We start from the raw sequence: 10,964 nt of genomic DNA on the forward strand, positions 1-10,964 counted from the left end.
CGTCCCGACGGCCGCAGGCGGTGGAGGGGGTAGCCGCGTGGAAGACGCACGACACTGTGGGCCTGACGCGTTGTGTTGAGCAGTGTAGTGGCGGATCCGCTACGGAATTCCGCCTGTCCGGAAGGATCACCCTTCCGGGATTGGCCGGGGTGGACAAGCCGAACTATCGGATCGCTGTAATCCCCGGCTTCATTGCCCGGCTTCGCGGTACGACGGCGGGGCCGGGACGCGATGTCCCGGCCCCGTCGCGCGCGCGATCAGCTCTCGTCGTTGTCGACCCAGCTCATCAGCTTGCGCAGCTTCTTGCCGGTGGTCTCGAGCAGGTGCGCCTCGTCGGCCTTCTTGTACTCGTTGTACTTCGGCAGGCCCGCCTTGTACTCGGCCATCCAGGTGTTGGCGAACTCGCCGTTCTGGATCTCCGCGAGGACCTTCTTCATCTCGGCCTTGGTGGCGTCCGTGATGATGCGGGGACCGGTGATGTAGTCGCCCCACTCGGCGGTCTCGGAGACCGACCAGCGCATCTTCTCCAGGCCGCCCTCGTACATGAGGTCCACGATGAGCTTCAGCTCGTGCAGGCACTCGAAGTACGCGATCTCCGGCTGGTAGCCGGCCTCGGTCAGGGTCTCGAAACCGGCCTTGACCAGGGCGGAGGCACCACCGCAGAGGACGGCCTGCTCACCGAACAGGTCGGTCTCGGTCTCCTCGGTGAAGGTGGTCTTGATGACGCCGGCGCGGGTGCCGCCGATGCCGGCCGCGTACGAGAGCGCGAGCGCGAAGGCGGAGCCGGTGAAGTCCTGCTCGACGGCGGCGATGCAGGGCACGCCGCGGCCTTCCTCGTACTGACGGCGGACCAGGTGGCCCGGGCCCTTCGGGGCGACCAGGGCGACGTCCACGTTGGCCGGGGGCGTGATGAAGCCGTAGCGGACGTTGAAGCCGTGGCCGAAGAAGAGCGCGTCGCCCTCTTCCAGGTGCTGCTCGATCGACTCGGCGTAGATCTCGGCCTGGAGCGGGTCCGGGGTCAGGATCATGATGACGTTCGCCCAGGCGGCGGCCTCGGCGACGGGGAGGACCTTGAGACCCTGCTCCTCGGCCTTGGCCTTGGACTTGGAGCCCTCCTTCAGGCCGACGACGACGTCGACGCCGGAGTCACGGAGCGACAGCGCGTGGGCGTGGCCCTGGCTGCCGTAACCGATGACCGCGACCTTGCGGCCCTGGATGATGGACAGGTCGGCGTCGTTCTCGTAGAACAGCTCGGCCACTGGGATATCTCCTTGGTGCGCTGGTGTTGCTCCCACCGTACGGCGGGGAACGGAATACGTGGTTCTCGGTCTCGCCATACGAGCGAGCGAGCGGGGCGCTGACCGGGCCGCCCGGCGGCCCGGCCGGCTCAGGCGCTGCGGTCGAGCGCGCGCAGGCTGCGGTCCGTGATGGACCGGCCGCCGCGCCCTATGGCGATCGTGCCGGACTGGACGAGCTCCTTGATGCCGAAGGGCTCCAGCATCTTGAGCATCGCGCCCAGCTTGTCGCTGCCGCCGGTGGCCTCGATGGTGACGGCCTCCGGGGAGACGTCGACCGTCTTGGCACGGAACAACTGGACGATCTCGACGATCTGCGAGCGCGTCTCGTTGTCGGCGCGGACCTTCACCAGAACGAGCTCGCGCTCGATGGCGTTGTGCTGCTCCAGCTCGACGATCTTGAGCACGTTGACCAGCTTGTTGAGCTGCTTGGTCACCTGCTCCAGCGGGAGGTCCTCGACGTTCACGACGATGGTGATGCGCGAGATGTCGGGGTGCTCGGTGACACCGACCGCGAGGGAGTCGATGTTGAACCCTCGGCGGGAGAACAGCGCGGCGATCCGGGCGAGGATGCCGGGCGTGTTCTCGACCAGGACGGAGAGCGTGTGCTTGGACATGTGAGTCGTTCTCTCTCTCAGGCTCTCTCGGCTCAGTCGTCTTCGTTGTCGCCGAAGTCGGGACGGACGCCCCGGGCGGCCATGACCTCGTCGTTCGAGGTGCCGGCGGCGACCATCGGCCACACCATGGCGTCCTCGTGGACGATGAAGTCGACGACCACCGTACGGTCGTTGATCGCGTTGGCCTCGGCGATGACGCGGTCCAGGTCGGCCGGGTCCTCGCAGCGCAGGGCGACGCAGCCCATGGCCTCGGACAGCTTCACGAAGTCCGGGACGCGGGTGCCCTTGCGCGGGGCGACGGACTCGCCGAGCTGGGAGCCGACCGTCTCGTGGCCCGTCTCGTCCGCGTGCAGCACGGTGTTGGAGTAGCGCTGGTTGTAGAAGAGGGTCTGCCACTGGCGGACCATGCCCAGGGCGCCGTTGTTGATGATCGCGACCTTGATCGGGATGTTGTTCAGCGCGCAGGTGACCAGTTCCTGATTGGTCATCTGGAAGCAGCCGTCGCCGTCGATCGCCCAGACCGTGCGGTCCGGCATGCCGACCTTGGCGCCCATCGCGGCCGGGACCGCGTAGCCCATGGTTCCGGCGCCGCCGGAGTTCAGCCAGGTGCGGGGCTCCTCGTACTTGACGAAGTGCGAGGCCCACATCTGGTGCTGGCCGACGCCGGCCGCGTAGATGGTGTGCTCGGGCGCCATCTGGCCGATGCGCTCGATGACCTGCTGCGGGGACAGCATGTCCTCGGAGGGCTTCTCGTAGCCCAGCGGGTACGTGTCGCGCCAGCGGCTGAGGTCCTTCCACCAGGCGCTGTAGTCGCCGGCGTTGCCGTCGGTGTGCTCGGCCTGGACCGCCTGGATCAGGTCGGCGATGACCTCGCGGGCGTCACCGACGATCGGGACGTCGACGGCGCGGTTCTTGCCGATCTCGGCCGGGTCGATGTCCGCGTGGATGATCTTGGCGAACGGGGCGAAGCTGTCCAGCTTGCCGGTGACGCGGTCGTCGAAGCGGGTGCCGAGGGCGATCAGCAGGTCCGACTTCTGCAGGGCGGTGACGGCCGTGACCGCACCGTGCATGCCGGGCATGCCCACGTGCAGCGGGTGGCTGTCGGGGAAGGAGCCCAGCGCCATCAGCGTGGTGGTGACCGGGACCCCGGTCAGCTCGGCGAGGACCTTCAGCTCGGCGGTCGCGCCGGACTTCATGACGCCGCCGCCGACGTACAGGACCGGGCGCTTGGCCTGGCAGATGAGCTTGGCGGCCTCGCGGATCTGCTTGGCGTGCGGCTTGGTGACCGGCCGGTAGCCCGGGAGGTCCTGGGTGGGCGGCCACGAGAACGTGGTCTTCGCCTGCAGGGCGTCCTTGGCGATGTCGACCAGGACCGGGCCGGGGCGGCCGGTCGAGGCGATGTGGAAGGCCTCGGCGATCGTCCGCGGGATGTCCTCGGCCTTGGTGACCAGGAAGTTGTGCTTGGTGATCGGCATCGTGATGCCGACGATGTCCGCCTCCTGGAAGGCGTCGGTGCCGATCGCCTTGGAGGAGACCTGGCCGGTGATCGCGACGAGCGGGACGGAGTCCATGTGCGCGTCGGCGATCGGGGTGACCAGGTTGGTGGCGCCCGGGCCGGAGGTGGCCATACAGACGCCGACCTTGCCCGTGGCCTGCGCGTAGCCGGTGGCGGCGTGGCCGGCCCCCTGCTCGTGGCGGACCAGGATGTGACGGACCTTCTTGGAGTCCATCATCGGGTCGTAGGCCGGGAGGATGGCGCCGCCCGGGATGCCGAAGACGGTGTCGCACCCCACCTCTTCGAGAGAGCGGATGAGGGACTGCGCACCCGTGACGTGCTCAATCGCGGCGGACTGGTGTCCGCCGGTACGGGCCCGCGGCTGCGGATGGTGGGCCCCGGTGGCCTGCTCGGTCATCGGCATTCTCTTCTCGAAGCTGAGGGTTTTACGAGGAGGGTTTTACGAGATTCGACGTTGCCAGTGCAACAAAAAACCCCTCGTGCCGGGAGGCAAGCGAGGGGAGCGCGTCGGGTGCGTTGAGCGGGGACATGCTGGTCCCAGCTTCAGCCGACGCGCTTTCCAAGTACGAGAATTCGGGTGCGCATGGCATTGACCCTCCCTCCGGCGGGAGGGTGATGTCAAGCGGGTGGGACGGGCGTCTCATTATGTGAGCCTCTGTGGATGACCATCGAGCCCCCTGGGGAACCACCGGCCAATGCGGGTTGGGCCGCGCCGCCCGGTACAGGGAACGTACCTCGCACGAGCGCCCGGCGCAGCCTGTACTCGTCGAGAGGGCCGGAGAAGGCCATCCCCTGGCCGTGCGTACAGCCCATCGCACGCAGGGCCAGCACCTGCTCGGGCAGGTCAGCGCCCTCCGCCACCGACTGCATGCCGAGGTCGTTTGCGATCCGCAACAAACCTGCGGTGATCTTGTGGAGCCGGGGGGATTCCACGACGCCCTCGACCAGCCCCCGGTCGAGCTTGAGCATGTCCACGGGGAGCCTGCGCAGCGCGCTGATGGCCGCGTAACCGCTGCCGAAGCCGTCCAGGGCGATCAGGACCCCGAGCCGGCGCAGTGCCGCCAGGCGCCGCTCCAGGTCGTCGAAGGGCACCCTGGGGTCGGAGACGGCGAGCTCCAGGACGAGCGCCCCCGACGGCAGCCCGTTGCGCGTCAGCAGGGCCTCCACGGAGCCCAGCGGCATCGACCGGTCCAGCAGCCGCTGCGCCGTCATCCGTACGGCCACGGGTACGTCGTGCCCGGCCCGGTGCCGTTCGGCGGCCTGCCCGACGGCCTCCTCCAGCAGCCAGCGCCCCAGCTCGGCGGTGCGCGAGGCGTCCGGCACGCTCTGGTGGTGCCCGCCGTCGCTGTACTCGGCGACCCGCAGGAACTCGGCGGGCGTGAAGAGGATCCCCTGGGCCGAGCGCCACCGGGCCTGCGCGGCCACGGCCGAGATCTCGCCGGTGGCCAGGGAGACCACGGGCTGGTGCAGCAGCGCGAACTCGCCCTCGTGCAGCGCGGTCCGCAGCCGCCCGGCCAGCTCCGCCTTGCGGACGACCTCGGCCTGCATCTGGGGCGCGTACATCTCGACGCGGTCCTTGCCGCCCGCCTTGGCCCGGTACATCGCGAGGTCCGCGTTGCGCATCAGGTCCGAAGGGGTGATGCCGGGGTCGGCGAAGGCCACGCCGATGCTGGCGGCGACCCGTACCTCGCTGCCCGCGATCCGGTACGGCTGGGAGAGCGTGGTGCGCAGCCGGTCGGCGATCTCGTGGACCTGGTACTCGCGGGCGCTGCGGTCGCGGCTGCCGTCGCCCAGGATCAGCGCGGCGAACTCGTCGCCGCCGAGGCGGGCCGCGGTGTCCCCGGCGCGGACCGAGTCCTGGAGCCGGCGGGCGGCCTCGATGAGCAGCTCGTCGCCCGCCTGGTGGCCGATGGTGTCGTTGACCGCCTTGAACCCGTCGAGGTCGATGAAGAGCACGGCGGTGCTGTGGTCCCCGGCCCGCCGGCCGGTCAGGGCCTGGCGGACCCGGCGGGTGAACAGGGCCCGGTTGGGCAGGTCGGTGAGCGGGTCGTGCTCGGCGCTGTGCTGGAGCTGCGCCTGGAGCCTGACCCGCTCGGTGACGTCGCGGCTGTTGAGGATGAGGCCACCCTGGTGGCGGTTGACCGTGGACTCCACGTTGAGCCATTCGCCGCCGCCGGACTTGAACCGGCACTCGATGCGGGTGGTCGGCTCCTCCGTGGGCGGCGCGGCCAGGAAGCGGCGCACCTCGTGGACGACCCGGCCGAGGTCGTCGGGGTGGATCAGGGTGGCCAGCTCGGTGCCGACCAGTTCCTCCGCCTCGCGGCCGTAGACCCCGGCGGCGGCGGGGCTGACGTAGCGCAGGGTCCCGGTGGGCGCGGCGATCATGATGACGTCGCTGGAGCCCTGGACCAGGGAGCGGAAGTGGTTCTCCTTCTGGGCCAGTTCCTGGGTCAGCGCGATGTTGTCGAGGAGCATGATGCCCTGCCGGATGACGAGGGCGAGGACGACCGTGCAGCCGGTGAAGACGACGACCCGGTCGACCTTCCGGCCGTCCACGACGTTGTAGAGGATGCCCAGCGTGCAGACCGCGGCCGCGAGGTACGGGGTCAGGGCGGGCAGCGAACCGGTGATGGGGCGGCTGTGCGGACGCTCGGCGCGCGCGAGCGCGACGGGATCGGGGCCGGGGCCCGGGTGGATGCGGCGGGCGCCCCAGGGCGCGTACGCGAGGAGGAGCGAGCCCGCGAACCAGCCGGCGTCGAGGAGCTGGCCGGACTGGTACTCCGCGCTGAGCAGCGGCGAGGTGAACAGCGCGTCGCTGAGCACCGTCAGCGCCAGGGCCGCGATGGCCGTGTTGACGGCGGAGCGGTTGGTCTCCGAGCGGCGGAAGTGCAGCACCAGGACCATCGAGACGAGCGCGATGTCCAGGAGCGGGTAGGCCAGCGAGAGCGCCGCGCGCGGGACGCTCCCGGGTGCGCCCGACTGGGCGGTGCGCGCCGCGTGCGCGAGGGCCAGGCTCCAGGAGAGGGTGAGCAGGGAGCCGCCGATGAGCCAGGAGTCGAGCCCGAGGCAGACCCAGCCGGCCCTGGTGACCGGGCGCTTGGCGAGGACGAGCAGGCCCACGATGGCGGGCGGCGCGAAGCAGAGGAAGGCGAAGTCGGCGATGGACGGCTTCGGCACGCTCTCGCCGAGGACCACCTCGTACCAGCCCCAGACGGCGTTGCCGCAGCCGCCCATGAGCGAGGAGAACGCGAACAGCAGCCAGGCCGGGCGCTCACGGCTGTCGATGGCCCGCGCGTAGGTGAAGCAGGAGACGGCGGCCAGCAGTCCGGCGGCGCTGAGTCCGAAGTCGCCCATGACCTCGGCGAGGTCCTCGGAGCCCCAGCCGAGGGCGGCGCCCACGGCGTACCCGCTGCTGACCACTGCGAGGAGGAGCTGCATGGCCAGGCTCTTGCCGCTGCCGCCCGAGAGGGGCTGGCGGGTCAGGAGCGCCGCCCCCGGGGCGCTCACCGGTCCCCCTCGCTGGCTGGTTTCGGCGCAGCCCAGTCCCGGCACCGTCGCTTGCGGCGGCTTCGCCGCACCGGATCCTTCGCCCATTGGCCGTACATCGCCCGTCGCCCCCCAAAGTGTCCGATCACTCCCCAGCGCCAGACCAACGCGCCGCAGCCCCTTGTTCCGGACGATACACCACTTTCGTCACTCAGGGACATAGCTTCTCTACGCTCCGTCACCAAGCGGGGAGTTGCGCCAACAGAGCGCATCCGCCCGACTGCGGAGCGTGCGCATCAGGCGTCACTCCGTGATCAACACCGTGTTCTCCACGGGCGATCCGGTGGCGAACCGCCGGAGCTGACGGGCCACCAGGCGCTTGGCCCGCGGCTCGAACGCCGAGCTGCTGCCGCCCACATGGGGCGTGATCAGGACACCCGGAGCATGCCAGAGCGGATGGCCTGAAGGCAGTGGTTCCGGATCGGTGACGTCCAGCGCGGCGCGCAGCCGGCCCGATTCCACCTCCGCCAGCAGCGACTTGGTGTCGACGACGGGGCCGCGGGCCACGTTCACGAGCAGCGCCCCGTCCTTCATGCGGCCGAGGAACTCCGCGCCGGCCAGCCCCCGCGTCTGTTCGGTGAGCGGGGTGGAGAGGATCACCACGTCGGCCCGGGGCAGCAGTTGGGGCAGTTCGCCGAGGGCGTGCACCGGCCCGCGCGCCGTCGTGCGCGCCGTCCGCGCGACCCGGAGGACCTCCCCGCACTCGAAGGGCGCGAGCCGGTCCTCGATGGCCGCGCCGATCGACCCGTAGCCGATGATCAGTACGGACTTGTCCGCGAGGGCCTCGTAGAACCCGAAGCGCCACTCCTCGCGGTCCTGGCCCCGCACCATGCCGGGGATCCCGCGCAGGGAGGCCAGGGTCAGGGTGAGCGCCAGTTCGGCGGTGCTCGCCTCGTGGACGCCCCGGGCGTTGCACAGCCGTACGCCGGGGGCGAGGTCGCCGAGGCCGCCCAGGACGTGATCGATGCCGGCGGTGAGGGTCTGCACGACGCGCAGGCGCGGCATCGCGGGCAGCGGGCGCAGCGTGACGGCCGGGGACTTCATGTAGGGCGTGACGTAGAAGACGCAGTCGGCCGGATCGGCCGGGAAGGTCTCCTCGCCGTCCCAGTGGCGGTACCGGAAGGAATCGGGGAGGCCCTCGATCTCCTCGGCGGGGAAGGGGAGCCAGACGTCGGGAATCTCTGCGGTCATGCTCTGGAGGCTATGCCAGGGAGATCAAACCCGGATCGAGCCGTTAGTTTGTGTGCCGGACCGGGAGGACCAGGGGGGACGCACGGGTGGAGCGCAGGTCGATCGGGGCGGGGGCACTGGCGGTGGGCGCCGTCGGCCTCGGCTGCATGCCCATGAGCGGGGCGTACGCGCCTTCGCGCAGGCGGCGCGAGGACTCGCTGCACACGGTGCACACGGCCCTCGACCTGGGCGCGAACCTGCTCGACACCGCCGACCTGTACGGCCCTTACACCAATGAGCTGCTGCTCGGACGGGTGCTGCGGGAACGCCGCCCGGACGCCTTCGTGTCCGCCAAGGCGGGGCTGCGGGCGGACGGGCACCACGTGGTGGCGGACGGCCGGCCCGGGTACCTGCGGCGGGCCTGCGACGCCTCGCTGCGGCGGCTGCGCACCGACGTCATAGACCTGTACCAGCTGCACCGGGTGGACCCGGAGGTGCCGGTGGAGGAGTCCTGGGGCGCGATGGCGGAGCTGGTGGGCGCCGGGAAGGTGCGGGCGCTCGGCTTCTGCGCGCTGGGCGCGGGGGCGGGTCCGGGTGCGGGACGGCGCGGGGACCGGGAGTACCGGACGACCGTGGGCCACCTGGAGCGGGCGCAGCAGGTGTTCCCGGTGAGCGCGGTGCAGGCGGAGCTGTCGCTGTGGGCTCCGCAGGCGGCGCGGCACCTGCTGCCGTGGTGCGCGGCGCGCGGGGTGGGGTTCCTGGCGGCGATGCCGCTGGGCAGCGGGTTCCTGACCGGGACGCTGACGCCCGGCGAGGGGTTCGAGCCGCAGGACGTGCGGGCCCGGCATCCGCTGTTCACGGCGTACGCGATGGCAGCGAACCAGGTGCTGGTGGCGGGGCTGCGGCGGGTGGCCCTGCGGCACGGGCCCGGGGTCACGGCGGCGCAGGCGGCGCTGGCGTGGGTGCTGGCGCAGGGTCCGCAGGTGGTGCCGGTGCCGGGGGCCGGGCAGGCGCGCTGGGCGGCGGAGAACGCGCGGGCGGCGGAGGTCATGCTGACCGCCGCCGATCTGGCGGAGCTCTCGGAGCTGCCGGCCCCGGTGGGGGCCTGGGACTAGCGCGTTCCCCGGGCCGGCTCCGCAACCACTCGATCGAGTGTACGAGTGGCGGAACTTCGGGAACGGCCGTGGCTGTTGGGTCTTGTGAAGGGCACGATCGGAGGACCTGAGGGGAGCAAGGCGATGCGATACGGACCGAACAAGGGGTACGCCGGCCCGCGCGGCGGGAGGCGCGGAGTGCTGGCCGTCTGCGCCCTGGCCGGATGCGGGGCGCTGCTGGCGGCGGGGTGTTCGCCACCGGGCGGAGCCGGGGCCCGGCCGGGCGGGGCCTCACCGGGTGCGGCCTCCACCGCGCCGGGGGCGGGGGCCTCCGAGGGGCCGTCCGGATCCCCGGCGGAGCCCGGCCCGCCGGCCAAGGGCGCGGTGACGGTGACGGGCGAGGCCGCCAAGGGCCTGGAGTCCCCGTGGGGCGTGGCCCCGCTGCCCGACGGGAACCTGCTGGTGGCCTCGCGGGACAAGGGGACGATCAGCCGGGTTGATGTGGGCACGGGCGCGGTGACCCAGGTCGGCAAGGTGCCCGGGGTGGCCCCGGGCGGCGAGGGCGGGCTGCTGGGGCTGGCCGTGTCCCCCTCCTTCGCCTCGGACCGCATGGTGTACGCGTACTTCACGACCGAGTCCGACAACCGCATCGCCCGGCTCCGCTATGACGAGCGGAGAGCGGCCGGAGACCAACTGGGCGCGCCCGACACGGTGTTCAGAGGCATCCCCAAGGGGATGATCCACAACGGCGGGCGGATCGCCTTCGGCCCGGACAAGATGCTCTACGCCGGGACGGGCGAGGCCGGGGACACCGGGCTGGCCCAGGACAAGAAGTCGCTGGGCGGGAAGATCCTGCGGATGACTCCGGACGGGCAGCCGGTGCACGGCAATCCCGAGGCCGATTCGGTCGTCTACTCCTACGGCCACCGCAATGTGCAGGGGCTCGCCTGGGACAAGGACAAACGGCTGTGGGCCGCCGAGTTCGGCCAGAACACCTGGGACGAGCTGAATCTGATCGAGCCCGGCGCGAACTACGGCTGGCCGGAGGCGGAGGGGAAGGCCGGGAAGCCGGGCATGCGCGATCCGGTGGCGGTGTGGAAGACGGAGGATGCCTCGCCGAGCGGGATCGCCTGGTCACAGGGGTCGGTGTGGATGGCCGGGCTGAGGGGGCAGCGGCTCTGGCGGATTCCGCTGGCCGGGGCGACTCCGGTGGCGGAGCCGGAGGCCTTCCTGGAGGGTCAGTACGGCCGCCTGCGGACGGTGGTGGCCGTCGGCGCGGACAAGCTGCTGCTGGTCACGAGCGAGACGGACGGGCGCGGGTCGCCGGAATCGGGCGACGACAGGATCCTGACACTGACGGTGCGATGACCGGCGGACCCCGGCGAGGGGACGAAAGGCACGGTGGGCGCGATGTTCAACATGATCGAGGAGCTGTTCAGCCCGGGACGCAAGCACACGGACGACGAGAAGAAGCGGCTGGAGCTTTCCCGGGTCGACGTGAACGACGGCGACCCGGGAAAGGGTCCGATAGACCTGGACTCGGGCAAGGTGCTCATACGCCCGACGGAGCATCCGGGCGCCTGATCCGGCGGGCACACGCCTAGGTCGTCTCTTTCGGATCTTGCCGGTTAAGCCCGCGTCGTCCGGTGCCGTGCATCGCAAGGCGGAGAGGCTCCCGATTACTGGACGTCCTCGGGTGCCTCGACAACGCGGCGAGGTGCGGTGC

At 71.1% G+C, this 10,964-nt stretch carries 8 protein-coding genes; 3 read left to right on the top strand and 5 right to left on the bottom strand.

All coding sequences use genetic code 11. The features are described 5' to 3' along the window. Positions 1–257: 257 nt before the first annotated feature. The 5 genes from ilvC to ACWGDE_RS14595 form a co-directional block, all read right to left on the bottom strand. A complete protein-coding gene (gene ilvC, locus ACWGDE_RS14575) occupies positions 258–1,259 on the bottom strand; it encodes a ketol-acid reductoisomerase (protein ID WP_385329517.1) in 1,002 nt (333 codons plus the stop codon). Between the two features lie 128 nt (positions 1,260–1,387). After that, a complete protein-coding gene (ilvN, locus tag ACWGDE_RS14580; RefSeq protein WP_030846902.1) occupies positions 1,388–1,912 on the bottom strand; it encodes an acetolactate synthase small subunit in 525 nt (174 codons plus the stop codon). A 32-nt stretch (positions 1,913–1,944) separates the two neighbouring features. Further along, positions 1,945–3,831 (bottom strand): acetolactate synthase large subunit, encoded by a 1,887-nt coding sequence (locus tag ACWGDE_RS14585; RefSeq protein WP_453389333.1) that lies wholly within the window; start codon positions 3,829–3,831, stop codon positions 1,945–1,947. Between the two features lie 215 nt (positions 3,832–4,046). Then, a complete protein-coding gene (locus ACWGDE_RS14590; protein ID WP_453389334.1) occupies positions 4,047–6,935 on the bottom strand; it encodes a putative bifunctional diguanylate cyclase/phosphodiesterase in 2,889 nt (962 codons plus the stop codon). A gap of 282 nt (positions 6,936–7,217) precedes the next feature. After that, positions 7,218–8,165 carry a 2-hydroxyacid dehydrogenase gene (locus tag ACWGDE_RS14595; RefSeq protein ID WP_453389335.1) on the bottom strand — a complete coding sequence of 316 codons (948 nt, stop codon included), beginning with the start codon at positions 8,163–8,165 and terminating at the stop codon, positions 7,218–7,220. Positions 8,166–8,251: 86 nt separating this feature from the next. Here ACWGDE_RS14595 and ACWGDE_RS14600 point away from each other — a divergent pair, with 86 nt between their 5' ends. The 3 genes from ACWGDE_RS14600 to ACWGDE_RS14610 all read left to right on the top strand — a co-directional run bounded on the left by ACWGDE_RS14600 (position 8,252) and on the right by ACWGDE_RS14610 (position 10,822). Beyond that, a complete protein-coding gene (locus ACWGDE_RS14600) occupies positions 8,252–9,259 on the top strand; it encodes an aldo/keto reductase (protein WP_453389336.1) in 1,008 nt (335 codons plus the stop codon). A 123-nt stretch (positions 9,260–9,382) separates the two neighbouring features. Then, positions 9,383–10,606: a PQQ-dependent sugar dehydrogenase gene (locus tag ACWGDE_RS14605; protein WP_453389337.1), complete on the top strand. Its 1,224-nt coding sequence runs from the start codon at positions 9,383–9,385 to the stop codon at positions 10,604–10,606. 42 nt (positions 10,607–10,648) lie between these two features. Then, positions 10,649–10,822: a DUF6191 domain-containing protein gene (locus tag ACWGDE_RS14610; RefSeq protein ID WP_453389338.1), complete on the top strand. Its 174-nt coding sequence runs from the start codon at positions 10,649–10,651 to the stop codon at positions 10,820–10,822. Positions 10,823–10,964: the final 142 nt, after the last annotated feature.

The organism is Streptomyces sp. NPDC054956, from assembly GCF_053609185.1.

Excerpts from the sequence above, each read along its gene's own strand:
- ilvN (WP_030846902.1), bottom strand. The coding sequence starts at position 1,912 with ATGTCCAAGCACACGCTCTCCGTCCTGGTCGAGAACACGCCCGGCATC.
- ACWGDE_RS14585 (WP_453389333.1), bottom strand. The coding sequence starts at position 3,831 with ATGCCGATGACCGAGCAGGCCACCGGGGCCCACCATCCGCAGCCGCGG.
- ACWGDE_RS14595 (WP_453389335.1), bottom strand. The coding sequence starts at position 8,165 with ATGACCGCAGAGATTCCCGACGTCTGGCTCCCCTTCCCCGCCGAGGAG.
- ACWGDE_RS14605 (WP_453389337.1), top strand. The coding sequence starts at position 9,383 with ATGCGATACGGACCGAACAAGGGGTACGCCGGCCCGCGCGGCGGGAGG.
- ACWGDE_RS14610 (WP_453389338.1), top strand. The coding sequence starts at position 10,649 with ATGTTCAACATGATCGAGGAGCTGTTCAGCCCGGGACGCAAGCACACG.